21 protein-coding genes and 1 pseudogene are annotated in these 24507 nt (G+C 68.0%); 15 read left to right on the top strand and 7 right to left on the bottom strand.

What is annotated here, in order from left to right; genetic code table 11:
- Positions 1-58 precede the first annotated feature (58 nt).
- A complete protein-coding gene (locus NV1_RS20740) occupies positions 59-1666 on the top strand; it encodes an ABC transporter substrate-binding protein (protein WP_067893692.1) in 1608 nt (535 codons plus the stop codon).
- Positions 1667-1675: 9 nt separating this feature from the next.
- On the opposite strand, the gene NV1_RS20735 is transcribed toward NV1_RS20740, so the two are convergent.
- The 5 genes from NV1_RS20735 to NV1_RS20715 are packed head-to-tail and all read right to left on the bottom strand — an operon-like array spanning position 1676 to position 6757.
- Positions 1676-2554 (bottom strand): phosphoribulokinase, encoded by an 879-nt coding sequence (locus NV1_RS20735; protein ID WP_067893691.1) that lies wholly within the window; start codon positions 2552-2554, stop codon positions 1676-1678.
- Between the two features lie 25 nt (positions 2555-2579).
- The gene (locus NV1_RS20730; RefSeq protein WP_245713825.1) at positions 2580-3830 is read right to left on the bottom strand and encodes a class 1 fructose-bisphosphatase; all 1251 of its coding nucleotides are present in this window, start codon (positions 3828-3830) and stop codon (positions 2580-2582) included.
- A gap of 17 nt (positions 3831-3847) precedes the next feature.
- Positions 3848-4837 (bottom strand): AAA family ATPase, encoded by a 990-nt coding sequence (locus NV1_RS20725; protein WP_245713824.1) that lies wholly within the window; start codon positions 4835-4837, stop codon positions 3848-3850.
- A 38-nt stretch (positions 4838-4875) separates the two neighbouring features.
- The gene (locus NV1_RS20720) at positions 4876-5298 is read right to left on the bottom strand and encodes a ribulose bisphosphate carboxylase small subunit (RefSeq protein ID WP_067893689.1); all 423 of its coding nucleotides are present in this window, start codon (positions 5296-5298) and stop codon (positions 4876-4878) included.
- 16 nt (positions 5299-5314) lie between these two features.
- The gene (locus tag NV1_RS20715; RefSeq protein WP_067893687.1) at positions 5315-6757 is read right to left on the bottom strand and encodes a form I ribulose bisphosphate carboxylase large subunit; all 1443 of its coding nucleotides are present in this window, start codon (positions 6755-6757) and stop codon (positions 5315-5317) included.
- Positions 6758-6882: 125 nt separating this feature from the next.
- On the opposite strand from NV1_RS20715, the gene NV1_RS20710 reads away from it, so the two are divergent.
- The 5 genes and pseudogenes from NV1_RS20710 (at position 6883) to NV1_RS20695 (ending at position 12356) form a co-directional block, all read left to right on the top strand.
- Positions 6883-7803 (top strand): LysR family transcriptional regulator, encoded by a 921-nt coding sequence (locus NV1_RS20710; protein ID WP_245713823.1) that lies wholly within the window; start codon positions 6883-6885, stop codon positions 7801-7803.
- 197 nt (positions 7804-8000) lie between these two features.
- Positions 8001-9716, top strand: a pseudogene (locus tag NV1_RS45815) (MFS transporter); the annotation flags it as partial.
- A 66-nt stretch (positions 9717-9782) separates the two neighbouring features.
- Positions 9783-10706, top strand: a complete 924-nt coding sequence (locus NV1_RS45810) for an MSCRAMM family protein (RefSeq protein ID WP_373864636.1) — start codon at positions 9783-9785, stop codon at positions 10704-10706.
- A 126-nt stretch (positions 10707-10832) separates the two neighbouring features.
- Positions 10833-11267: a MarR family winged helix-turn-helix transcriptional regulator gene (locus NV1_RS20700; RefSeq protein ID WP_067893684.1), complete on the top strand. Its 435-nt coding sequence runs from the start codon at positions 10833-10835 to the stop codon at positions 11265-11267.
- 111 nt (positions 11268-11378) lie between these two features.
- On the top strand, positions 11379-12356 hold the full coding sequence (locus NV1_RS20695) for an aldo/keto reductase (RefSeq protein WP_067893682.1): 978 nt from the start codon (positions 11379-11381) through the stop codon (positions 12354-12356).
- Between the two features lie 25 nt (positions 12357-12381).
- Here NV1_RS20695 and NV1_RS20690 read toward each other — a convergent pair whose 3' ends face one another.
- Together NV1_RS20690 and NV1_RS20685 are read right to left on the bottom strand one after the other, a co-directional pair.
- Complete coding sequence (locus NV1_RS20690) at positions 12382-12792, bottom strand: hypothetical protein (RefSeq protein WP_067893679.1); 411 nt, start codon at positions 12790-12792, stop codon at positions 12382-12384.
- 610 nt (positions 12793-13402) lie between these two features.
- On the bottom strand, positions 13403-13831 hold the full coding sequence (locus NV1_RS20685; protein ID WP_067893901.1) for a CBS domain-containing protein: 429 nt from the start codon (positions 13829-13831) through the stop codon (positions 13403-13405).
- 133 nt (positions 13832-13964) lie between these two features.
- Between NV1_RS20685 and NV1_RS20680 the strand changes: the two genes are divergently transcribed.
- The 9 genes from NV1_RS20680 (at position 13965) to nuoH (ending at position 24457) form a co-directional block, all read left to right on the top strand.
- The gene (locus NV1_RS20680; RefSeq protein ID WP_067893678.1) at positions 13965-14384 is read left to right on the top strand and encodes an Rv3143 family two-component system response regulator; all 420 of its coding nucleotides are present in this window, start codon (positions 13965-13967) and stop codon (positions 14382-14384) included.
- Positions 14385-14758: 374 nt separating this feature from the next.
- A complete protein-coding gene (locus NV1_RS20675) occupies positions 14759-15139 on the top strand; it encodes an NADH-quinone oxidoreductase subunit A (RefSeq protein WP_067893676.1) in 381 nt (126 codons plus the stop codon).
- 123 nt (positions 15140-15262) lie between these two features.
- Positions 15263-15817 (top strand): NuoB/complex I 20 kDa subunit family protein, encoded by a 555-nt coding sequence (locus NV1_RS20670; RefSeq protein ID WP_067893674.1) that lies wholly within the window; start codon positions 15263-15265, stop codon positions 15815-15817.
- Positions 15814-16590: an NADH-quinone oxidoreductase subunit C gene (locus NV1_RS20665; protein ID WP_067893672.1), complete on the top strand. Its 777-nt coding sequence runs from the start codon at positions 15814-15816 to the stop codon at positions 16588-16590. Before NV1_RS20670 ends, NV1_RS20665 begins: the two co-directional genes overlap by 4 nt.
- Before the next feature lie 135 nt (positions 16591-16725).
- Positions 16726-18048: an NADH dehydrogenase (quinone) subunit D gene (gene nuoD / locus NV1_RS20660; protein WP_067893671.1), complete on the top strand. Its 1323-nt coding sequence runs from the start codon at positions 16726-16728 to the stop codon at positions 18046-18048.
- The gene (gene nuoE / locus NV1_RS20655) at positions 18045-18779 is read left to right on the top strand and encodes an NADH-quinone oxidoreductase subunit NuoE (RefSeq protein ID WP_067893669.1); all 735 of its coding nucleotides are present in this window, start codon (positions 18045-18047) and stop codon (positions 18777-18779) included. The genes nuoD and nuoE overlap by 4 nt, the downstream gene beginning before the upstream one ends.
- Positions 18776-20113 carry an NADH-quinone oxidoreductase subunit NuoF gene (nuoF, locus tag NV1_RS20650; protein WP_067893668.1) on the top strand — a complete coding sequence of 446 codons (1338 nt, stop codon included), beginning with the start codon at positions 18776-18778 and terminating at the stop codon, positions 20111-20113. Before nuoE ends, nuoF begins: the two co-directional genes overlap by 4 nt.
- Positions 20110-22557 carry an NADH-quinone oxidoreductase subunit G gene (locus NV1_RS20645; RefSeq protein WP_067893665.1) on the top strand — a complete coding sequence of 816 codons (2448 nt, stop codon included), beginning with the start codon at positions 20110-20112 and terminating at the stop codon, positions 22555-22557. Before nuoF ends, NV1_RS20645 begins: the two co-directional genes overlap by 4 nt.
- Positions 22550-24457, top strand: coding sequence for an NADH-quinone oxidoreductase subunit NuoH (gene nuoH, locus NV1_RS20640; RefSeq protein WP_084525566.1), 1908 nt, complete (start codon positions 22550-22552; stop codon positions 24455-24457). The genes NV1_RS20645 and nuoH overlap by 8 nt, the downstream gene beginning before the upstream one ends.
- The last annotated feature ends 50 nt before the right edge of the window (positions 24458-24507 follow it).

Below are 24507 nucleotides of genomic sequence, written 5' to 3'. Positions count from 1 at the left end.
GGATGAAAACCATTGCCGCAGTTGCGGGTACGCGTGCTCTCCGAACGAAAGGACCGTGATGAACCGATGGCGGCAACGGCTGCGACGGTTGGCGGAACTGTTCTGGCCGCCGATCACGCCACCGCCGCGGCCACCGCGCAAATGGGTGCCGCTCGGTGTGACGGTCGTGATCATCGCTGTGGTGGCGCCCGCCGCGGTCTACGCGCCGCAGATCGAGCAGGTGTTCACCTGCGGGCGCGGCTGGCAGACCAGCACACCCACCTGGCACGCCGGAAACCAGTGCGTCGGCCTCAGCGCGGGCCCGTACAACTTCGGCGTGCCCGGATTCGCCCCGGTCATGCGGTTGATCCGGCAGCAGAACGACAACGCGGCGACGAATTGCCCTCAGGGCGCCCCGGTCACCATCGGCGTGCTGCTGAGCCTGACCGACACCTCGGTGGGCGAGCGCGCCCTCGACGAACTCGAGGGTATGGCCGCGGCCCAGCAGCACGCGAACGATTCGGGCTGCCACCACCCGGTGAGGTTGCTGATCGGCCAGCTCGGCGACGACCAGCACGGGCCCGGGCCCCGCGAGGTGGCCCGAGCGATTGCCGCGCGCGGCGACGTGGTCGCCGTCGCCGGTGTCGGGCTCAGCTACGAGACCACCACCGAGGTCGTCGAAACCCTTGCCGCGGCGAAGATTCCGATGGTCGGCGATGTGGTCACCGCGGAGGGATTCGATCAGGACGGGTCCCGCGCCGATCAGCCGATCTACGACAGCTGCGACGACGCACAGCAGAACTACCGCAACGGTCTGGGCCGCGACTACTTCTACCGGGTCGCGTTCCGGGTGGCGGTCCAGATCGATTCGCTGACGAAGGTCGCCGCGAGCGCGCCGGACTTCGTGATGGTCCCCACCGGCACCACCGATCCCTATACCTGCACCGCGTTGCCGCTGCTGCACCGCGCCTTCCACACCGACGCCCCGGATGTGAAGTTCGACGCCGACGAACCCACCACCGTGGTGCAGACCGCCGAACGAGTCTGTGCCGCAACCACGGACGTCACCGTCGCCTACCTCGCCCGCGGCCGCGACCTGAGCCGGTTCCTGTTCAGTATCGATCAGAGGTACGGCAACGGGCTGTGCACCGCGCCCTCGATCACCGTGATCGCGACCTCCGACGCGGTGCGCCTGTCCGCCCCCGAACCGGACCCGGTCCTCGAGGACCTGCGCAGCAAGGCGTTGAGTTCGGCCAGTTTCACCAGCGGCCGGGTCCGGCTGCTGTCGAGCATGATCGCCGACACCCACCGCCCTGCCGACGACACCGCGTTCCTGGAATACCAGAACGCCTTCACCGCGGCCCGCCTCGACCGCTCCCATCTCGACCAGGGGTGGGCGGTCAACGGCTACGACGCGGTGACCACCATCGCCGACGCGGTGCAGACCCTGCCGCAGCACGAGCCGGTCACCAGCGGACAAGTGAACGCCGTGATCAGCGGATACAACGCACCCGGCCACGATGTGCCCGGCGCGGGCGGCCCGATCTACTTCGACAACGCGGGCAACCGCGCTGGACCGGTGCCCGCCGTGGTCCGGGTGTGCCCGATCGAACACGGCCCCGACCGGGCCTCACACGCCGTGCGGACCGAACCCGTGCAGCCGGGCCGCCCGTATCCGGCCTGCTGAGAATCGCGCTCACACTCGGCTGTTCGGGCGTTTGTCCATCAGCCGCAGGATCAGCGGGGTGAAGATCAACTGCATCGCCAGGTCCATCTTCCCGCCCGGCACCACGATGCAATTCGGCCGCGACATGAACGAATCGTGCAGCATCGAGAGCAGATACGGGAAATCGATCACCTTCGGGTCGGCGAACCGGATCACCACGAAACTCTCGTCCGCGGTCGGGATCGCGCGCGCGGTGAACGGGTTGGAGGTGTCCACCGTGGGCACCCGCTGGAAATTCACGTAGGTTCGGGAGAACTGCGGGCAGATGTAGTTCACATAGTCCGGCATGCGCCGCAGGATCGTATCCAGCACCGCCTCACCGGAATACCCGCGTTCGGTCTTGTCCCGGATCACCTTCTGAATCCACTCCAGATTGATGATCGGCACCACGCCCACCAGCAGATCGGCATGGCGTGCCACATTCACCGACTCGGTCACCGCCGCACCGTGCAACCCCTCGTAGAACAGCAGATCACTACCCGGGGCCAACTCCTGCCACGGGGTGAACGTCCCCGGCGGCTGCCCGTACGGCTTCGCCTCGGCCTCGTCGTGCAGATACCGGCGCACCGAACCCACTCCGGTATCGCCGTAATCGCGGAACAGCGCCTCGAGTTCGGCCAGCAGATTCGCTTCCGGACCGAAATGCGAGAAGTGCCGATTCGCGTTCTGCTCCGCCTCGGCCATCGCCGTCGCCATCTCCCCGCGATCGAACCGATGGAACGAATCCCCTTCCACGACAGCGGCATCGATCCCCTCGCGGCGGAAGATCTCCTGAAAGGTCCGGGTGACACTGGTCGTGCCCGCACCGGAGGAACCGGTGATCGCGACCACGGGATGTTTGAGCGACATCGCACCTCGTTTCAATGGCCTCGTTTCAATGGCCCACGGGCCGGAACAGCGACCGCGTGCCGAACAGCGACGCGTCGAACCGCGGTCCCTCCTCGGGTTCGCGGTGATAACGCTCGACCCGCTCGACCTCCGGGCGCGAACCGAAGATCAACGGCACCCGCTGATGCAGATCCTCCGGGGTCACCTCCAGCACTCGCGCATACCCCGTCGTTGCCGCGCCACCGGCCTGTTCGACCACGAACGCGATCGGATTGGCCCCGTACAGCAGCGACACCCGGCCCGCGCAGCGCGTGTCGTACGGATACAGGTAGACCCCGCCGCGAGTGAGGATGTGGAAGGTGTCCGCCACCAGCGAGGCCACCCAGCGCATATTGAAATCCCGCCCGCGCGGACCGTCCACCCCGGCCAGGCATTCGTGCACGTAACGCCGCACCGGGCGCGCCCAGAACCGCTCGTTCGCGGCGTTGATCGCGAATCCGGAGGTGCGCTCGGGGATGCGCATGCGCGGATGGGTGAGCACGAACGCGCCGATCTCCCGATCCAGGGTGAAACCGTCCACCCCGTCCCCGGTGGTCAGCACCAGCATCGTCGCCGGACCGTACAGGGTGAAACCCGCGCACACCTGCCGCACCCCCGGTTGCAGGAAATCCTGCGCGCCCGGTGCGCGGGTGTCGTCCGGGCAGCGCAGCACACTGAAGATCGTTCCCACGGGCAGATTCACATCGATGTTGGACGAGCCGTCCAGCGGATCGAACGCCAGCAGGTATTTCCCGCGCCGGAATTCGGTGGGCACCGGATGGAATCCGGCCATCTGCTCGGACAGCAGCGCCGCGAGCGGGCCGGTCCACTCCGATTCGGCCACCATGATGTCGTTGGCGATCGCATCGATCCGGCGACGCCGCACCGGGTCGGGATCGCCCGCCGCTACCGTGCCTGTCGACCTCGACAGCAGCGATTCCGGTTGCGCCCGAAGGACTTCCGGTACCGGTTCAGGATCGCGGCAATCCGGCTTCGCAACATCCTCGTCGCCAGACGGGTAAACGCCGGAGGCGCTCTGCCCGCCGCGCGGCGCCGCCGCGCGGACAGCGGTGGGCCGCCCCGAGGCGGCGCCGTGCGCGGCGGTGTCCGCGATGCGGCCCCGGGTGACCTGGTTGGCGATGATCTTCGTCGCGGTGGCCAGCACGTTCAGCAGGGCGGAGAACTCCCCCGAGGAGCCGGGGTGACGGTGCTCCTGCGCGATCGTGTACCGGGTCAGCGTCTCGAGTCTCTCGGGCATCGCGTCTGTTCAACTCCTCACCGATCGTCCCCGTCGCCGGCGACCGGTACCGGATCGGCATCGCCGAATACGCTGCTGCCGTACACATCCGCGGCGGTCAGCGTGCTCAGCTCGGTGCGACGCAGCGGCCGGCGCAGGTCCACCAACCGGCGGGCCTGACGCAACCGGCACCGCTCGAGCGCGTTGCGCACACTGCGCGCATTGGCGAATCGCGGCCGGGCCATCCGCAATTCGAGGTATTCCGCCAGCGCGCGCACCGCGCCCGGATCCAGGCGGAACTGCTCTCCCTCGGCCATCAGCCCCGCGATGGCCATCAACTCGCCGTGACTGTAGTCCGGGAAATCGATGTGGTGCGCCACCCGCGAGGACAATCCCGGATTGGCGGAGAAGAACGTCTCCATCCGGTCCGGATACCCGGCGAAGATCACCACCAGGCTGGTGCGCTCGGTCTCCATCTCCTGCAACAGGATCTCGATGACCTCCTGCCCGTAATCGCGTTCGTTCTCCGGGCGGAACAGGTAGTACGCCTCGTCGATGAACAGCACCCCGCCCGCCGCCCGCGCCAGGGCCTCCTTCGTGCGCGGCGCGGTGTGACCGATGAACTGACCTACCAGATCGTCCCGAGTCACACTGTGCACCAGAGGTTTACGAATATATCCGAGCGCGTGCAGCAGATCGGCCATGCGCAGCGCCACGGTGGTCTTACCGGTACCCGGCCCACCGGTGAAGCTCATGTGCATCGTCGGGCGCGCGGCAGCGAGCCCGAACCGGGCGCGGGCCCGGTCGATCAGCAGCAGCGCCGCGATCTCCCGCACCCGCGCCTTGACCGCCGACAGACCCACCAGCTCCGCGTCCAACCGCGCCAGGGTGTGTTCGACCTCCCGGCTCGCCGGATCCGAGGACAGATCCAGCTCGGCGTCCGCATCGAGGATCTCCGGTACGTCGGGGCAGTGCTCCTCGGGCGCCTCCCGCACCGGGCGACCGGGTATCGCATCGGATCGATACATCCGAAAACCGTTGCCCGCCTCGGCCATCACACCCGGCCTCAGTCGCCGTACCGGGCGCCGGGCGGCAGGTCGGTGGCATAGGCCGCCCACCCGTACCGCTGGCTGCGATCGTCGGATTCGGTGCGCGCCAACCGGAATCCGGGCTCCGTGGGCGGGCGTTGCACCAGGAAGCTCAGCGCGGTGGTCTGCCGCCCGTACCGCGCGTCGTAGGCGGTCACGCGGATGTAGTGCCGCGGCAACGCATCCCGGCACGCGGCGAGCTCGGCGAGCACCCCGTCCGGTTCGTGCAGATCGAACATCGGCAGTCCCCACATCTCCCAGTACACGTTGCGCGGATGCGGATCGTCGGTGTATTCGATCGACACCGGCCAGTTGTTCAGTAGCGCGTACCGCACCTGTGCGCCGATCTCGGTGTCGGACAGCTCCGGCAGATGCGAGAAGGTTCCTTGACGCAGATACATGGCAGCCCTTCCTTTTTCACCGCGTCGCCGTGGGCACGGCGTCGGGAGCGTCGGTGGAGGTGTACTCGAAGGTGACCTCGCCCCATACCGCCAGCGCGGCCTCGAGCGAACGGCAGCCGCGCGCGGCCTCGCGCAGCACCGCCGGGCCCTCGCCGAGCAGATCGCGGCCTTCGTTGCGGGCCTTGACCACCGCCTCGAGCGCCACCCGATTGGCCTCCGCGCCCGCGGCGATCCCCATCGGATGTCCGATGGTGCCGCCGCCGAACTGCAGGATCACATCGTCGCCGAACAGATCCAGCAGCTGATGCATCTGCCCGGCGTGAATACCGCCCGAGGCCACCGGCAGCACTCCGGGCAGGCTCGCCCAATCCTGGTCGAAGAAGATGCCGGTACCCGCGTCGGCGGGAATGTGGTTCTCCCGCAACGTGTCGTAGAACCCGCGGACCGTATTCGGATCACCCTCGAGTTTGCCGATCACGGTGCCCGCGTGCAGATGATCCACCCCGATCAGCCGGCACCACTTGGCCAGTACCCGGAAACTGACCCCGTGCGTCTTCTGCCGGGTGAAGGTGGAATGGCCCGCGCGATGCAGATGTAACAGCATGCCGTTGCGCCGCGCCCACTTCGACATCGATTGCATCGCCGTGTAACCGACGGTCAGATCCATCATGATGATCACGCTGCCGAGCGATCTGGCGAATTCCGCGCGCTCGTACATGTCCTCCATGGTGGCGGCCGTGACATTGAGGTAATGGCCCTTCAGCTCACCGGTTTCCGCGATCGCGCGATTGACTCCCTCCATGGCGAACAGATAGCGATCGCGCCAGCGCATGAACGGCTGGGAGTTGATGTTCTCGTCGTCCTTGGTGAAATCCAGTCCGCCCCGGCATGCCTCGTACACCACGCGTCCGTAGTTGCGTGCGGACAATCCGAGTTTGGGTTTGACCGTCGCGCCCAGCAGCGGGCGGCCGTACTTGTTCAGATATTCCCGCTCGGTGACGATTCCGTGCGGCGGACCGGGGAAGGTCTTGACATAGGCCACCGGAATACGCATGTCCTCGAGCCGCAGTGCGGCAAGGGGTTTGAATCCGAACACGTTGCCGATGACCGAGGAGGTCAGATTGGTGATCGAACCTTCCTCGAACAGATCCAGATCGTAGGCGACATAGGCGAAGTACTCGCCCGGACGTCCCGGCACCTCGTCGAGCCGATAGCATTTGCCGCGATACCGGTCGTGCGCGGTGAGCCGGTCGGTCCACACCACCGTCCATGTGGCCGTGGACGATTCGCCCGCCACCGCCGCGGCGGCCTCGATCGGGTCCACGCCCGCCTGCGGGGTGACCCGGAACACCGCGAGCACGTCGGTGTCCTCGGGTTCATAGTCCGGGTCGTAATAACCCATCGAAGCGTAGGACTGCACGCCCGGATCCCAGCGGTCGCGAGTGGATTCCTCGGCCATATCTCCTCCTGTGCGAGCGAGCCTGTGCGCCTTGCAGATTCAGGATGCGGGCGAAGATGGCCACGGACAATTCAATAGTTCCTCGTCTCGTTCAACCGAAAAGTCGTGTTTGCTACCGTCTGACGATGGGAACGGTGAGCGCGGTCCGGATGGAGACGTTCCTGGCCGTGGCCCGCCACGGCAGCATTCGCCGCGCCGCCGCGCAACTGCACATCACCGAGGCCGCCGCGTCGGCGGCGGTCGCCCATATCGAGAAACAACTGGGCGCGAAACTGATCGCCAAATCCGGGCGCGGAATCGTGCTGACCGATGCCGGGCGCGTCTACGCCGAATACTGCCGCAGCATTCTGGGATTGATGCGCGAGGCCCAGGCGGCGGTGCGGCGCGCGGATACCGGGCGATTGCGGATCGGGGTGGTCGCCACCGCCGGGGAATACGTTCTGCTGCGCCCGCTGGCCGCGTTCCGGGACCGTTATCCCGATATCGAGGTGGGTCTGTCGATCCACCCGCGCGATATGCTGTTCCTCGAATTGCAGCACCACGAAAGCGATCTCGTGATCGCCGGACGCCCACCGCACGAGGCCGGACTGGTGGTGCGCGCGCGCCGCACGAGCCGATTGGTCGTCGTCGGATCTCCCGGACGCTGCCCGGATCCGCTGCGCGCCACCTGGTTGCTGCGCGGGCACGGCTCGGGCACCCGCGCAACCACCCTGGCCCTGCTGGACCGGCTGCAGATCCGCCCGCCCACGCTCACCCTGGGCACGCACGGCGCGGTACTGGCCGCCGCGCGAGAAGGACTGGGCGTCACCCTGATTCACGGTGATGCCGTCGAATCACATGTGGCCGCAGGGCATCTGGAGATCCTGCCGGTCGAGGGCACCCCGCTGGATCGCCCCTGGCACGCGGTCACCACCCGCACCCCGACCCCTCCGGCTCGACTGTTCATCGATCACCTGCTGCACCACGCCGCACCCGGTGACCGAGCATTCGAGGCGGTACACCCACGTCGGCGAACGCCACCGACCGGCGGGCCTGAGAACCACTGACCCCACCCGGGCCGGCCGCCGAAACCCCTGTCGAGCCACGTTTTCGGCCGGAATCCGCCGACGCGCACCACTACCACGACGGGCGTATTCCCACCGCGAGTGTGACGAATTCCCCATCCGCTCCATTTAGTTAGTTAGCATATTGCAACTATATTGAGTGAGGCACTGTTCATGGCAATCCTCGGGGAGAGGGACTCTTGGCTTCCGCACAAACTTCCGCCGACCTGGACGTCGGCGACGTCCAGACCGTTCGCCGGCGCCTGCGCGTCGACCACGATCACCCGCACTACAAGTGGGTAGCGTTGTCGAACACCACGCTGGGGATGCTGATGGTCACCATCAACTCCTCGATCGTGCTCATCTCGCTGCCCGCGATCTTCCGCGGTGTGCACCTCAACCCGCTCGAGTCGAGCAATGTCAGCTATCTGCTGTGGCTGATGATGGGCTTCCTGCTCACCTCCGCGGTCCTGGTGGTGATGTTCGGCCGCCTCGGCGACATGTTCGGCCGGGTCAAGATCTACAACGCCGGATTCATCGTCTTCACCGTCTCGGCGATCCTGCTCTCGTTCGACCCGTTCGACCACGGCGGCGGCGCCCTCTGGCTGATCGCCTGGCGCGTGGTGCAGGGTGTCGGCGGCGCCATGCTGATGGCCAACTCCTCGGCCATTCTCACCGACGCCTTCCCCGCCAGACAGCGTGGATTCGCCCTGGGCATCAATCAGGTCGCGGCCGTGGCCGGTTCGTTCCTGGGCCTGCTGCTGGGCGGTCTGCTCGCCGAATGGGACTGGAAGGCCGTGTTCTGGATCAGCGTGCCCTTCGGGCTGCTGGGCACCATCTGGTCCTACCGGTCGCTGCACGACAACGGCCAGCGCACCCCCGGCTCACTGGACATCCCCGGCACCATCACCTTTGCCGTCGGCCTGACCGCACTGCTGGCCGGAATCACCTACGGCATCCAGCCCTACGGCGGCTCCAACACCGGCTGGACCAACCCGTGGGTGCTGACCGGAGTCATCGGCGGCCTCGCACTGCTGGTGCTGTTCTGCGTCATCGAAGCCAAATCGCGCCAGCCGATGTTCCAAATGTCGCTGTTCCGCAACAAGACCTTCGCCCTGGGCAACTTCGCCAGCCTGATGACCTCGGTCAGCCGCGGTGGCATGCAGTTCATGCTCATCATCTGGTTGCAGGGCATCTGGCTGCCCCAGCACGGCTACAGCTTCGAGGACACCCCGCTGTGGGCGGGCATCTACATGCTGCCGCTGACCATCGGCTTCCTGGTCGCAGGCCCGGCCTCGGGCTGGCTCAGCGACCGCTTCGGCGGACGGATCTTCGCCGCGGGCGGCCTGCTGCTGGCCGCGATCACCTTCGTGCTGCTCATCGTCATCCCGGTCAACTTCAACTACTGGCTGTTCGCGCTGATCATCCTGCTCAACGGGCTCGGCATGGGCATCTTCACCTCGCCCAACACCGCCGAGGTCATGTCCTCGGTGCCGGCCAACCAGCGCGGTGTGGCCTCGGGTATGCGGGCCACCATCATGAACGGCGGTATGGCGCTGTCGATCGGCATCTTCTTCTCGCTGATGATCGCCGGACTGTCCGGAACCCTGCCGAACGCGATGAACTCCGGACTGCGTGCGCAGGGCGTCCCCGCGAACTTCGCCGAACAGCTCGCCGGCACGCCGCCGGTGGGCAGCCTGTTCGCCACCTTCCTGGGATACAACCCGTTCAAGGAGATGATCCCGGCCGACGTGCTGAACCAGCCCGGCGTCAACGGCAGCACGATCACCGGCCAGGAGTTCTTCCCGCACCTGATCTCCGAACCGTTCCACTCCGGGCTTATCGCGGTGTTCATCGCCGCCGCGGTGATGCTGCTGCTCGGCTCACTCGCCTCCTGGTTCGCCAAGGGCGACTACGTCGTCGACGAGACCGCCGAACTGGCCGAGGCCGCCCGCGAGGGCATCACCGACGACACCGAGCAGGTGCGAGTCGTCACCAACGGCCGCCCCGTGGCCGGCCCGCTCACCGCGACCGCACCCGCGACGTTCCGCGCTCCCGCCGCACCGCCGGCCCGCCCGCTGGTCGCGGACGGGCGGTCCATCAGCGGCCGGGTCGTGCGCACCGACGGGTACGCGGTCGCCGGGGTCGCGCTGACCCTGATCGACCAACGCGGACACCAGGTTTCCCGGGCGACGGGCAACCAGCAGGGCGAGTACGTCATCGAGCCGCCCGCGCCGGGTAGCTACGTGCTGATCGTCTCCGCGAGCGGACATCAGCCCGCCGCGGTGAACGTCAGCGTGGACGGGCGCCCGCAGCGTCTGGACGTGCCGCTGCAGGGCTCGGGCGAGGTGTCCGGCGTCGTGCGCTCGGCCGTGGACCTGCGGCCGCTGGCCGGGGCCACGATCACCCTGACCGATATGCGCGGCGAAGTCGTCGGGGCCGCGGTCTCCGGCGCTCGCGGCGACTACGCCTGCCAGGGCGTGGTGTCCGGGGTGTACACACTGGTCGCGGTCGCCGAGCACATGCGGCCCACCGCGATCACGCTGACCGTCCCCGACAGCGGTGTGCTGGCGCAGGACATCGAGCTGAACACGATGTCGGTGCTGAGCGGTACGGTGTGGTCCGGCGGGCGCGCGGTGCCCGATGCCCAGGTCATCATGCAGGACGCGACGGGAGGCATCCTCGGCTCGGCCCGCACCGACGAGGAGGGCCGCTACACCGTCACCGATCTGGCCGAGGGCCGGTACACCGTCGTCACTCGCGGTTACCCACCGGTGTCCAGCCGGGTGGCCGTCACCGGCTCGCAGGTCACCCACGACCTGCAGCTCGGCTACGACCAGCCCGCCGCAACCGCGAACGGCAACGGCCGCCACGCCGCGAGCGTGCGGGCCGACTCCGAACAGTGATCCACGCGTGGTGCGCGTCGGGATCGGCCCGTCGCGCACCACGCGTCCCGGCATCTCCCGCGAAGGGCATACTTGCTGACACAGCCATGCACCGCGGTTATCGAGCCGGGTAGGAGCGAGGACCGGATGATTCAGCAGCACAATGCCGAACGTCTCGCCGAGGCGGCCGACGCGTATCTGGCCGTCGGCCGGATCACGCGCCTGCTGCGCCGCGCCGGGGATACCGCACTGAGCCCCGGCTCGGCCGCGGCGCTGGGCACCCTTGTGCGGTGCGGGCCGATGCGCCTGGGCGACCTGGCCGCCGCCGAACGCGTGACCGCGCCCACCATGTCCCGCATCGTCACCCAGCTCGAGAAGGGCGGATACGTCCAGCGCGCCCCAGACCCGATCGACGGCCGCGCCCACGTGCTGTCGGCCACCGCACCGGCCCAGGACATGGTCAACGGGCTGACCTCCGCGCGCATCCAGCGTTTCGCCGTCGCCCTGGACAACCTCTCCGACGACGAACGCCGCATCCTGGCGGCCACCCTCACCAAGATCGTGGACCTGCTCGACGAGTGACCGGGCACGGCCCGAGCACGCCGATTTGACCTGGAGTGCGCTCCAGCATCTAGCGTCGTCGGTGGTGAGCACGACTCACCTCACCAATCCCGGTGTTCCCCAGGAGGATCCATGATCGCGACCCGCAAACTCGGAGATCTCACCGTCGGAGCCCAGGGCCTGGGCTGCATGGGCATGAGCCAGGCCTACGGCGTGCGCGACGACGACGCCGAATCCATCGCCACCATCCACCGGGCACTCGAGCTCGGTGTCACGCTGCTGGACACCGCCAACGTCTACGGCCCGGAAACGAACGAGAAGCTCGTGGGCCGCGCCATCGCCGACCGCCGCGACCAGGTGGTGCTGGCCACCAAATTCGGCATCATCTGGGGTGAGAACGGCACGATGAGCGCACGCGGCGACGCCGCCTACGTCAAGCAGTGCTGCGAGCAGTCCCTGACCCGGCTCGGGGTCGACCACATCGACCTGTACTACCAGCACCGCGTCGATCCGAACGTGCCGATCGAGGAGACCTGGGGCGCACTGGCCGAGCTGGCCGCCGAGGGCAAGATCCGGTACGCCGGGATCTCCGAGGCCGCCCCGGACACCATCCGCCGCGCGCACGCGGTGCACCCGGTGACCGCGTTGCAGAGCGAATGGTCGCTGTGGACCCGCGAGATCGAGGACCAGGTGGTGCCGGTGTGCCGCGAACTGGGCATCGGCATCGTGCCGTTCTCCCCGCTGGGCCGCGGCCTGCTCACCGGCGCCATCACCTCGACGCAGGAGCTGCCCGAGGACGACATGCGCCGCGGTTTGCCGCGTTTCGCCGAGGGCAACCTGGACCGCAATCTGGCGATCGTCGCCGCGCTGCGCGCCCTGGCCGAGGAGAAGGGCTGCACCGCAGGACAATTGGCGCTGGCCTGGGTGCAGAGCCGGGGGGCGGACGTGGTCCCGATTCCCGGCACCAAACGCCGCACCTACCTCGAGCAGAACCTCGCCGCGACCGAGATCGCCCTCACCCCGCAGGAACTGGCCCGCATCGAGGACGTCACCGCGGACGTCGCCGGGGCCCGCTACCCCGAACGCCTGTCCCGCGCCGTGGGCAAGTAGTACCGCGCGGAGTCGCTGCGGGCGGTCAATTGTGCTGTGCCGCAGTGACTTTCAGCGTAATCGAGGTCTGCGCGGTGACCGGGGTGCCCGCCGCCGGAGACTGTGCGCTCACCGTCCACGGCTTGGTCATTCCGGCCGCATCGTGCATGACGTCGGTACCGTCCGGGGCGGTGATAGCGGTGATGTTGTAACACAGGGCCGCGCCGACCACCATGTCGCCGAGGGGCTTTCCGTGGAAATCGGGCAGCGGCTGCGGCCATTTCTCGCTCGCGCACTGCTGCGCCGCGGTCTGCGCGGAACTCGGTGCGGCCACCGATGAACTCACCGCCGAGGGCGACGATGCCGCGCTCGAGCCCTCGGCCCCGCCCGAGGAACCGCATGCGCCGCACGCGAGGGCGGCGGCCAGGGTCAACACGGTGATCGTGATGCGGCGCATAGAGTTTCCTTCATGACAAGGGCCGGGCACACCGGCCGTCCTACCGTGCGCCACAGACCCTAATACGCCTCCCAGCGGCGGTGTCGATCGGTCCGGGCGCGTGCGGGAGCGGCGAACATCCGGGGCGGCAATCGCATTCGCGCGCGGGTGCCGGAAAATCGATCGTGAAATCGCGTGCAGACCGGTCGGATTATGTCGAATTGTCTTTCCCGACCGGAAAATTCCGGGCCGTGAGGCCGACGCGTCGAGCGCGGTGACATTCCCGCCGTGACCAGCGTTTCGGGTGGTGAGGTCCGAGGGTTTCGGCGCATCCCGGACCCCACCCGATCAGCGGTGCATCGACCGCGAGCATGGTTTGGGCGAATCGCCCACCGGCATTCTGCCTCGAATTGCGCGGTCGCGCAGCCATTTCGCGATTACGAACCGATGAAATTCCGCACGACCGTATTCGAGAGTCGCCTGGACCTACGAATCGGCACGCAGTGTCGAATTTCATTTGCCGAGTTCGGCGCACTCCGGCCCCGAATTCCGCGGGTCACCGCGATCACTTCGCGGACGCAACGGCTCGGTGGTGAGTCGCCTCGGTGTCGCGCAACAGATCTCGCGCGGCTCACCCCTGTAGATACTGTTCGAGATGCTCGCGTTCGGTCTGCAGTTCGGAGATCGCGTTCTTGACCACGTCGCCGATGCTCACGATCCCCACCATCCGCCCCTGCTGCAGCACGGGAAGATGGCGGATGCGGTGTTCGGTCATCGTCGGGCGCAGGCTCTCCACCCGATCCTCCGGCGAGCAGGTGTGCACCACCATCGTCATGATGTCCTCGACCGGCCGTTCGAGCAGCTGTGCACCCATCCGGTGCAGACGCCGCACGACATCGCGCTCGGAGACGATGCCGTCCAGCGCCAGCCCGTCGCGCGAGACCACCACCGCCCCGACGTTGTGCTCGGCGAGCACCGCCAGCAGCTCGCGGACCGTGGCGCGGGGCTCGATCGTGACCACCTCGGCGCCCTTCTTGCGCAGAACCTCGGAAATTCGCATCGCATTCACCGCCTCGTCGACCACCCCCGACTCCTAGGATCTCGCGTTCGGCCGTCGATGACCAGCACGGATTCATACCGTGACCCACCGAGTGCGCCGAACCTGCCACGGCGGGGTCGCCTGCGGACGTACCATGCCGAAGGTGGCCGATGCGAACCGTCCCGCGGTGCTGCGGGTTCTCGTGTACAGCAGCGATTCCGACACTCGCAGCCAGGTGATGCTGGCCTTGGGGCGGCATCCGCACCCGGATCTGCCGCCGCTCGAGTATCTCGAGGTGGCCACCGCGCCGGTGGTCGTCGACCGCCTCGACGCCGGTGGTATCGATCTGGCCGTCCTGGACGGCGAGGCCGCCCCCACCGGCGGGCTGGGCCTGGCCAAACAGCTCAAGGACGAGGTCGAGCACTGCCCGCCGATCCTGGTGCTCACCGGCCGCCCCGACGACGCCTGGCTGGCGAACTGGTCCCGCGCGGAGGCCGCGGTGCCACATCCGATCGACCCGTTCCGGCTCACCGAGGCCGTGGTCGGCCTGCTGCGCAACTCCGAAGCCGCCTGAGTCCGCCGGCACGGAATCCGGTTCTCACCCGACGCCCGCGCTCCCGCCGGAGCCGGGCGTTCCGGCATGTCCGCCGGAGTCGGCACCCGCGCGGGATGAACCGGGTCATTACGCCGTTTCGGTCATAAGTGACAGTTCTGAATTCGATCAAACACGGCTGCCAATCCGCAGGCATTGAGAAGGAACAGTTGTAAGCTGTGCCGTAGCTCACACGAGTGCGGGCGTTGGTATGACTACCTTCCCTGTCAGGTCCCTGCACATGTCCGCGCTCCTGCCCGAGCGCGCCCCGGGGGCGAGACCGGCCCGGCAGACGACGATGTCAGCCCCGCCTCGGCTGCGGCCGTCCGAGGACATGGAGAAGGGGTTGTGCAGTTGTGAATAACGAAGTTCCCACACTCGTTCTCGGCGCGATCGCCGCGGCGTTCGCGGTGGGGTCGATCCTGCTGGCCGCCCTCATCGGGCCCAAACGTCGCAACCGCGCCAAACTCGAACCTTACGAGTGCGGTATCGAACCGACTCCCCACGCCGTGGGCGGAGGCCCCGGAAACGCTGCCGGACAACGCTTTCCGGTCAAGTACTACCTGACCGCGATGTTGTTCATCATCTTCGACATCGAGATCGTGTTCCTGTATCCGTGGGCGGTCCACTTCGACGCGCTGGGCCTGTTCGGCCTGGCCGCGATGGCGCTGTTCATCCTCAACGTCTCCATCGCCTACGCCTACGAATGGCGGCGCGGCGGCCTGAGCTGGGACTGATCCCGCGCCACACCCGAGTCAGCACAACCACCGAGGTAAACCACCAAAGCACACGGAACGGCAAACCCGCCTCCGGTCCACACCGGAGCGAGGGTTTCGAGGACGGAAGCGAGTCGGTCCGAGATGGGTCTGGAAGAGAAACTGCCCAGCGGATTCCTGCTGAGCACGGTCGAGCAGTTCGCCGGATATCTGCGTAAGGGCTCACTGTGGCCCGCGACGTTCGGGCTGGCCTGCTGCGCGATCGAGATGATGGCCACCGGCGCGGGCCGGTTCGACAGCGCCCGATTCGGCATGGAGGTCTTCCGCGCCTCCCCCCGCCAGGCCGATCTGATGATCGTCGCCGGTCGGGTCAGCCAGAAGATGGCGCCGGTCCTGCGGCAGGTCTACGACCAGATGACCGAACCCAAATGGGTTCTGGCCATGGGCGTATGCGCCTCCTCGGGCGGGATGTTCAACAACTACGCCGTCGTGCAGGGCGTGGATCACGTGGTGCCCGTGGATATCTACCTGCCCGGTTGCCCGCCGCGCCCGGAGATGCTCCTGCACGCGATCCTGACCCTGCACGAGAAGATCCAGCACATGCCTCTCGGAGTCAACCGCGAGGAGGCGGTGCGCGCCGCCGAGGCCGCGGCCCTGGCGGTCACCCCGACCATCCAACTGAGGGGGTTGCTGCGATGACCTTCGACTCTCCCGGCGGCGGCGAGAGCCCGCCGGAGACGACGGCGAACGGAAACCGTTCCAGTACAGAACGACCCGATGCCACCCCGGCGGCCCCGGCTGGACCCGAACCCGCCGGCGAGGAGGTGATCGGCGTGCGGCGCGGCATGTTCGGGGTCACCGGCAGCGGCGACACCTCCGGCTACGGCCGCCTCGTCCGCACCCTCAGCCTGCCCGGCAGTACACCCCCGCCCTATGGCGGCTACTTCGACGACCTGGTCGACCAGCTGCGAAAGGCGTTGTCCGACGAGGGATTCACCGCCACGATCGAGAAGATCGTGGTTTTCCGCGACGAGCTGACCCTGCACGTGCGCCGCGAACAGCTGCCGGCCCTCGCACGCGCCCTGCGCGACAGCGAGTCGTTGCGTTTCGAGCTGTGCCTGGGGGTGAGCGGAGCGCACTATCCCGACGACTCCGGGCGCGAGCTGCACGCGGTCTATCACCTGATGTCGGTCACCCACAACCGGCGACTGCGCGTCGAGGTGGCCGCGCCCGACGCCGACCCGCACATCCCCTCGCTGTATTCGGTGTATCCCACCACCGACTGGCACGAGCGGGAGACCTACGACTTCTTCGGCATCCTGTTCGACGGTCACCCCTCGCTGACCCGCATCGAGATGCCCGACGACTGGCGTGGACACCCCCAGCGCAAGGACTACCCGCTCGGCGGGATCCCGGTCGAATACAAGGGCGCGCGCATCCCGCCGCCCGACGAGCGGAGGACGTACAGCTGATGAACGGGACAGACACCGGGCGCGCGGCTGCATCGTCGAAGCCCGACGAGCGGAGGACGTACAGCTGATGAACGGGACAGACACCGGGCGCGCGGCTGCATCGTCGAAGCCCGACGAGCGGAGGACGTACAGCTGATGAGCGAGATCGATACCCGGCGCGAGCAGCGTCCGGGAGAAACCACCGTGACCGTCGTCGGACAGGACTGGGACGACGTGCGCGAGGCCCTCGACGGCGCGGCCGAGGAACGCATCGTGGTCAACATGGGGCCGCAGCACCCCTCCACCCACGGCGTACTGCGGCTCATCCTCGAGATCGAGGGCGAGACCGTCACCGAGGCCCGCTGCGGTATCGGCTATCTGCACACCGGCATCGAGAAGAATCTCGAATTCCGCAGCTGGGTGCAGGGAGTCACCTTCGTCACCCGCATGGATTACCTGGCCCCGTTCTTCAACGAGACCGCCTACTGCCTCGCGGTGGAGAAACTGCTCGGCATCACCGAGGCGATCCCCGAGCGCGTCAACGTCATTCGGGTGATGCTCATGGAGCTCAACCGGATCTCCTCGCATCTGGTGGCGCTGGCCACCGGCGGAATGGAACTGGGCGCGCTGACCCCGATGCTGTTCGGATTCCGCGAGCGCGAACTGATCCTGGACATCTTCGAGACCGTCACCGGCCTGCGGATGAACCACGCCTACATCCGCCCCGGCGGCCTGGCCCAGGATCTGCCCGAGGACGGGGTGGCCAAGATCCGAGATCTGCTGGCGCTCATGCCCAAACGCCTGCGCGATATGGAACTGCTGCTCAACCAGAACCCCATCTGGAAGGCCCGCACCCGCGACGTCGGCTATCTCGATCTGGCCGGATGCATGGCCCTGGGTATCACCGGCCCGATCCTGCGCGCCACCGGCCTGCCGCACGATCTGCGGAAATCCCAGCCGTACTGCGGATACCAGAACTACGAGTTCGACGTCATGACCGACACCGGCAGCGACTGCTACGGCCGCTACCTCATCCGCGTCAACGAGATGCGCGAATCGCTCAAGATCGTCGAACAGTGCCTCGGCAAACTCCGGCCCGGCCCGATCATGGTGGAGGACAAGAAGATCGCCTGGCCCGCGGACCTGGCTCTGGGCCCGGACGGCCTGGGAAACTCCCCCGAGCACATCGGCAACATCATGGGCACCTCGATGGAGGCGCTGATCCACCACTTCAAACTCGTCACCGAGGGGATGCGGGTGCCGCCCGGACAGGTGTACTGCGCGGTGGAATCCCCGCGCGGCGAACTCGGCGTGCACATGGTCAGTGACGGCGGCACCCGTCCCTATCGGGTGCACTTCCGCGACCCCTCGTTCACGAATCTGCAGGCCGTGGCCGCGATGTGCGAGGGCGGCATGGTCGCCGACGTCATCGCGTCGGTGGCGAGTATCGACCCGGTGATGGGTGGTGTCGACCGATGACCGAGATCATGCTGAAACTCACCACCCGGCCGATCCCGTATCCGGCCGAGGTGCACGACCGCCTCGCCGCGGATGCCCGCAAGATCTTGGACTGCTATCCGCAGCCGCGCTCGGCGCTGCTGCCGCTGCTGCACCTGGTGCAGAGCGTGGAGGGATACGTCTCGGGCACCGGAATCGATTTCTGCGCGGAGCAATTGAGCCTGACCGCTGCGGAGGTGACCGGGGTGGCCACCTTCTACTCGATGTACCGCAGCACACCGACCGGGGACTACCACGTCGGAGTGTGCACCAACACGCTGTGCGCGGTGCTCGGTGGCGACGAGATCCTCGCGACCTTGAAAGATCATCTGGGCATCGCGCCCGGCGAGACCACCGCCGACGGCAGCATCACCCTCGAACACATCGAATGCAACGCCGCCTGCGACTACGCGCCGGTGCTGATGGTCAACTGGGAGTTCTTCGACAACCAGACCCCCGAATCCGCACGCGCCCTGACCGATTCGCTGCGCCGCGGCGAACCGGTCACCGGCACCCGCAGCGCCCTGCCGGTGTGCACGTTCCGCGAAACCGCCCGGGTGCTGGCCGGATTCCCGGACGAACGTCCCGGAGCCACCGACGGCGAACCCGGTGCGCCCACCCTCGCCGGACTGCGCGTCGCGCATGACGCCGTGGCCTCCGAACACCCGCAGCCCCACCATGATTCGACCACATCCGACGGGAGCGACCGGTGAGCCTGGTACCCGTTCTCACCAGCTACTGGGACGAACCCCGGTCCTGGACGATGGACACCTACCGCCGCCACGACGGCTACCGCGCACTGTCCGAGGCGTTGCGCATGGAACCGGACGAGGTCATCGCCACGGTCAAGGACTCCGGGCTGCGCGGGCGCGGTGGCGCCGGCTTTCCCACCGGTTTGAAATGGGGATTCATTCCGCAGGGTCCCGGCCCCGACGGCACGACCAAACCGCACTATCTGGTCGTCAACGCCGACGAATCCGAACCCGGCACGTGCAAGGACATTCCGCTGCTGCTGGCCACCCCGCACGCACTGATCGAAGGGGTGATCATCGCGGCGTACGCGATCCGCGCGGCCCAGGCGTTCATCTACGTGCGTGGCGAGGTCGTGTCCGTGCTGCGACGACTCCAGGTCGCGGTCGCCGAAGCCTATGCCGCGGGCTACCTGGGACACGACATCCTCGGCTCGGGCTACGACCTGGACCTGATCGTGCACGCCGGCGCCGGCGCGTACATCTGCGGTGAGGAGACCGCACTGCTGGACTCGCTCGAGGGCCGGCGCGGCCAACCCCGGCTGCGCCCGCCGTTCCCGGCCGTCGCGGGCCTGTACGCCTGCCCGACCGTGGTCAACAACGTCGAATCCATCGCCAGTGTGCCCTCGATCATCCACCACGGCGTCGACTGGTTCCGCACGATGGGCTCCGAACGCTCCCCCGGATTCACCCTGTACTCGCTGTCCGGGCACGTCACCCGGCCGGGTCAGTACGAGGCGCCCCTGGGCGTCACACTGCGCGAGTTGCTCGGCCACGCCGGCGGCGTGCGCGCCGGGCACACCCTGAAATTCTGGACGCCCGGCGGATCGTCCACCCCGCTGTTCACCGCCGAACACCTCGATGTGGCACTGGACTACGAGAACGTCGCCGCGGCCGGATCCATGCTGGGCACCAAGGCATTACAGATCTTCGACGACACCACCTGCGTCGTGCGCGCGGTGCTGCGGTGGACCGAGTTCTACGCGCACGAGTCCTGCGGCAAGTGCACCCCCTGCCGCGAAGGCACCTACTGGCTGGTGCAACTGCTCGAACGCATCGAAACCGGGCAGGGCGCCGGCGCGGATCTGGACAAGCTCCTCGACATCGCCGACAACATCAACGGCAAGTCGTTCTGCGCCCTCGCTGACGGCGCGGCCAGCCCGATCTTCTCCTCGCTGAAGTACTTCCGCGAGGAATACGAGCACCACCTGCGCGGCGGCTGCCCGTTCGACCCGGCCCGCAGCACCGCGTGGGCGTCCGCCGACGCCGCCATCGCTGAACGAGGAGGCGCGCGATGACCGCCACGGTCCCCACCGACACCAGCGGCGTCACCCCCGCGGATCTGGTGAGCCTGACCATCGACGACACCACCGTCAGCGTGCCCGCCGGGACGCTGCTGATCCGCGCCGCCGAACTGGTCGGAATCCAGATCCCCCGATTCTGCGACCACCCGCTGCTGGATCCGGTGGGCGCGTGCCGGCAATGCCTCGTGGAGGTCGAAGGGCAGCGAAAACCGGTGGCGTCCTGCACGATTCCGGTCGCCGAGGGCATGGTCGTGCGTACCCAGCTCAGCTCCGACGTCGCGCGCAAATCGCAGGAGGGGGTGATGGAACTGCTGCTGATCAACCATCCGCTGGACTGCCCGGTGTGCGACAAGGGCGGGGAGTGCCCGCTGCAGAACCAGGCCATGTCCAGCGGACGCGCCGAATCCCGTTTCGAAGGCGTCAAACGCACATATCCCAAACCCATTCCGCTGTCGAGCGCCGTGCTCCTGGACCGCGAACGGTGCGTGCTGTGCGCGCGCTGCACCCGCTTCTCCCAGCAGGTCGCCGGTGACCCGTTCATCGACCTGATGGACCGCGGTGCGCTGCAACAGGTCGGCATCGCCGACGGCGAACCGCTGGACTCCTATTTCTCCGGCAACACCGTGCAGATCTGCCCGGTCGGCGCGCTCACCGGCAGCACCTACCGCTTCCGCGCCCGGCCCTTCGACCTGGTGTCCACTCCCGCGGTGTGCGAACACTGCGCCTCGGGCTGCGCGCAACGCACCGACCACCGCCGCGGCACCGTGCTGCGCCGCCTCGCCGGTGACGATCCGCAGGTCAACGAGGAATGGAACTGTGACAAGGGCCGCTGGGCGTTCAGCTACGCCACCCAGCCCGACCGGCTCACCACACCGCTGGTGCGCGGCTGGGATGGCAGCCTCGCTCCCGCGTCCTGGTCCGAGGCCCTGGCCCGCGCCGCGGAGGGTTTGGCCGCCGCGCACGGCAACGCCGGAGTGCTGGTCGGCGGCCGCAGCACTCTCGAGGATGCCTACGCGTATGCGAAATTCGCGCGAATCGCGTTGGGCACCAACGATGTCGACTTCCGGGCCCGAGCGCATTCGGCCGAGGAGGCGCGATTCCTGGCCGCCCGCATCGCCGGACAGGGCGTGCGCGTGAGCTACGCCGCCCTCGAGGCCGCGCCGATGGTGCTGCTGGCCGGATTCGAACCCGAAGAGGAATCCCCGATGGTGTACGTGCGGCTGCGCAAGGCCGCACGCAAACGCGGTCTGCACGTCTATTCGCTGGCCGCGTACGCCTCACGCGGGCTCGAGCGCATGGCGGGAACGCTGATCCGCACCGTGCCCGGCGCGGAACCGCAGCTGCTCGACGCGCTGCGCACCGGCACCGGACCGGCCGAACTCGACGCACCACGTGAACTGCTGCGCGCTCCCGGCGCGGTGATCCTGGCCGGGGAGCGCCTGGCCACCGTCCCCGGCGCACTAACCGCCCTCGCGCGCCTGGCCGACGACACCGGCGCGGATCTGGCGTGGGTGCCCCGGCGCGCGGGCGAGCGCGGTGCACTCGAGGCCGGGGCACTGCCCGATCTGCTGCCCGGCGGACGTCCGGTCACCGATTCCCGTGCCCGCCAACAGATCAAGACCGGATGGGACGTCGACGAACTGCCCGCCACACCCGGCCGCGACACCGCCGCCATCCTCGCCGACGCCGCTGCGCTCGGCGCGCTGGTCGTGGGCGGAGTCGAGGTCGCCGACCTGCCCGATTCCCGCGCGGCGCTCGCGGCCATCGACACCGCTCGCTTCGTCGTGGCCCTGGAACTGCGCGCCGGCGCGATCACCGACCGCGCCGATGTGGTATTCCCCGTGGCCACCGCCATGGAGAAGGCAGGCACCTTCCTGACCTGGGAGGGCCGTAGCCGCGAATTCGACGCCGCCCTCGCCGATCCCGCCGTGCGCCGCCAAGCCGCCCAACTGGCCGACCACCGCGTCCTGCACGCCATCGCCGAGGAAATGGGCGTCCGGCTCGGCCTGCCCGATATCGCCTCGGCCCGTGCGGAATTGGCGAATCTCGGCAGATGGGACGGGCCCCCGGCCGCCGGCCCGGACACGTCGCCCGAACCGGTCCCCGGCCCGGCACCCGGCACCGCCGTGCTGGCCGGATGGCGCATGCTGCTCGATCGCGGCCGTATGCAGGACGGCGAGGCGAACCTGGCCGGGACCGCGCGCCCGCCGATGCTACGCCTCTCGGTCGGCACCGCGGCCGAAATCGGCGCCAGCACAGGCGATCCGGTGCACGTGAGCACCGACCACGGCCATATCACCCTGCCCCTGACGGTGACCGACATGCCCGACCGGGTCGTGTGGCTGCCGCTGAACTCGCCGGGTTCGGCGGTGTACGAACACCTCGCCGTCACCCCCGGCCACCTGGTGCGGATCCGGCGGGAGGACCACCGTGCATGACCTCGTAGCGACCTCCGCCTCCGCCCCGGACCTGTCCGTCTTCGGGCACGACCCGTGGTGGCTGGTGATCGTGAAATGCGTCGCGATCTTCATCTTCCTGCTGCTCATCCCGATGCTGGGTGTTTACGTCGAACGCAAGATCGTCGCGTTCATGCAGATGCGCGTCGGGCCGGACCGGGTCGGCCCGCACGGGACCCTGCAATCCATCGCCGACGGGGTCAAGATGCTGCTCAAGGAGGACATCGTCCCGGCCATCGTGGACAAGCCGATATTCATTCTGGCACCGGTGATTTCGCTGATTCCGGCGGTGATGGCGTTCGCGGTGATGCCGTTCGGGCCGCAGGTGTCGATCTTCGGCACCCGCACTCCGCTGCAACTGACCGATATGCCCGTCGGGGTGCTGTACATCCTGGCCATGGCCTCGATCGGGGTATACGGCATCGTGCTGGCCGGATGGGCCTCGGGCTCGACCTATCCGCTGCTGGGCGGGCTGCGCTCGACCGCGCAGGTGATCTCCTACGAGATCGCCATGGCCGCGTGCTTCGCCGCGGTGTTCCTGCTGACCGGCACCATGTCGACCTCGGGTATCGTCGCGCACCAGTTCGGCACCTGGAACGTGTTCCTGCTGCTGCCCTCGTTCGTCATCTACGCGGTATCGATGGTCGGCGAGACCAATCGCGCCCCGTTCGACCTGCCCGAGGCCGAGGGCGAACTGGTCGGCGGATTCCACACCGAATACTCCTCGCTGAAATTCGCGATGTTCATGATGGCCGAATACATCAACATGGGCACCGTCTCGGCACTGGCCACCACCCTGTTCTTCGGCGGCTGGCACGCGCCGTTCCCGCTGAATCTGTGGGCGGGCGCGAATTCGGGCTGGTGGCCGCTACTGTGGTTCACCGCGAAGGTGTGGGTGTTCCTGTTCGTGTTCATCTGGCTGCGCGGCACGCTGCCGCGGCTGCGCTACGACCAGTTCATGAATCTGGGCTGGAAGCTGCTGATCCCGGCCTCGCTGCTGTGGGTGATGTGCGTCGCTGTGCTGAAAGTACTGCAGGACAACGGCTACCACGTGCAGACCGCCGGACTGGTGATCGGCGGCATCGTGCTGACGCTGCTGCTGCTCGCGGCGGTGGTGCGTGCCGGGCTGCGCGGTAACGACCGGCCCGCCCGCACCGAAAGTGCGCTCCCCGCAGCCGAATACGCCGGGTTCCCGGTCCCGCCGATGCCCGCGGCCGCCGCGCCGCGCGGGCCGAAACCCGGTCTGCTCGAACCGTTCGGCGGATTCGCGGTCACCTTCATGACTATGTTCAAGAAGCCCAACACCGAGTTCTATCCGGAGGTCAAAGAACCCACCGCGCCCCGCTATCACGGCCGCCACCAGCTCAACCGCCACCCCGACGGGCTGGAGAAATGTATCGGCTGCGAACTGTGCGCGTGGGCGTGCCCCGCGGACGCGATCTACGTCGAGGGCGCGGACAACACCGACGCTGTGCCCGATGCCTCGTCCGCGGGGGCCTCCGTGGTTACGCAAGCTGCCGCCTCCGGCCCCGTCGCTACCTCGGGACGCTTCTCCCCGGGCGAACGGTACGGCCGCGTCTATCAGATCAACTACCTGCGCTGCATCGGCTGCGGACTGTGCATCGAGGCGTGCCCCACACGCGCGCTGACGATGACCAACGAATACGAACTCGCCGACGACAACCGCGCCGATCTGATCTACGAGAAGGACCGGCTGCTGGCCCCGCTGGAGCCAGGTATGACCCTCCCGCCGCACGCGATGGTCCCGGGCACCACCGAACAGGACTACTACCTCGGCACCATCGATGTGCTGGGCAGCCTTGCCGCGGGCCGGGATCCGAACCGGGCGCCCGAACTCGGCACGCACGGAGCGCTGCGATGAACCCGGCAGCGTACCCGGATCGAGACGCGGAACCCGCTGTCCGGACCGAG

Source organism: Nocardia vaccinii NBRC 15922 (genome assembly GCF_001613305.1).
GTDB classification, from domain to species: domain Bacteria; phylum Actinomycetota; class Actinomycetes; order Mycobacteriales; family Mycobacteriaceae; genus Nocardia; species Nocardia vaccinii.
The sequence above is the reverse complement of the archived record's forward strand: the minus strand, read 5'-3'. Positions and strand labels throughout refer to the sequence as shown.

Coding starts and splice junctions, on each gene's coding strand:
- NV1_RS20730 (WP_245713825.1), bottom strand. CDS start 3,830: ATGCCCGAGAGACTCGAGACGCTGACCCGGTACACGATCGCGCAGGAG.
- NV1_RS20710 (WP_245713823.1), top strand. CDS start 6,883: ATGGGAACGGTGAGCGCGGTCCGGATGGAGACGTTCCTGGCCGTGGCC.
- NV1_RS20725 (WP_245713824.1), bottom strand. CDS start 4,837: ATGTATCGATCCGATGCGATACCCGGTCGCCCGGTGCGGGAGGCGCCC.
- NV1_RS20680 (WP_067893678.1), top strand. CDS start 13,965: ATGCCGAAGGTGGCCGATGCGAACCGTCCCGCGGTGCTGCGGGTTCTC.
- NV1_RS20665 (WP_067893672.1), top strand. CDS start 15,814: ATGACCTTCGACTCTCCCGGCGGCGGCGAGAGCCCGCCGGAGACGACG.
- NV1_RS20685 (WP_067893901.1), bottom strand. CDS start 13,831: ATGCGAATTTCCGAGGTTCTGCGCAAGAAGGGCGCCGAGGTGGTCACG.
- NV1_RS20740 (WP_067893692.1), top strand. CDS start 59: ATGAACCGATGGCGGCAACGGCTGCGACGGTTGGCGGAACTGTTCTGG.
- NV1_RS20720 (WP_067893689.1), bottom strand. CDS start 5,298: ATGTATCTGCGTCAAGGAACCTTCTCGCATCTGCCGGAGCTGTCCGAC.
- nuoD (WP_067893671.1), top strand. CDS start 16,726: ATGAGCGAGATCGATACCCGGCGCGAGCAGCGTCCGGGAGAAACCACC.
- NV1_RS20645 (WP_067893665.1), top strand. CDS start 20,110: ATGACCGCCACGGTCCCCACCGACACCAGCGGCGTCACCCCCGCGGAT.
- NV1_RS20670 (WP_067893674.1), top strand. CDS start 15,263: ATGGGTCTGGAAGAGAAACTGCCCAGCGGATTCCTGCTGAGCACGGTC.
- NV1_RS20700 (WP_067893684.1), top strand. CDS start 10,833: ATGATTCAGCAGCACAATGCCGAACGTCTCGCCGAGGCGGCCGACGCG.
- NV1_RS20715 (WP_067893687.1), bottom strand. CDS start 6,757: ATGGCCGAGGAATCCACTCGCGACCGCTGGGATCCGGGCGTGCAGTCC.
- NV1_RS20690 (WP_067893679.1), bottom strand. CDS start 12,792: ATGCGCCGCATCACGATCACCGTGTTGACCCTGGCCGCCGCCCTCGCG.
- NV1_RS20735 (WP_067893691.1), bottom strand. CDS start 2,554: ATGTCGCTCAAACATCCCGTGGTCGCGATCACCGGTTCCTCCGGTGCG.
- nuoE (WP_067893669.1), top strand. CDS start 18,045: ATGACCGAGATCATGCTGAAACTCACCACCCGGCCGATCCCGTATCCG.
- NV1_RS20695 (WP_067893682.1), top strand. CDS start 11,379: ATGATCGCGACCCGCAAACTCGGAGATCTCACCGTCGGAGCCCAGGGC.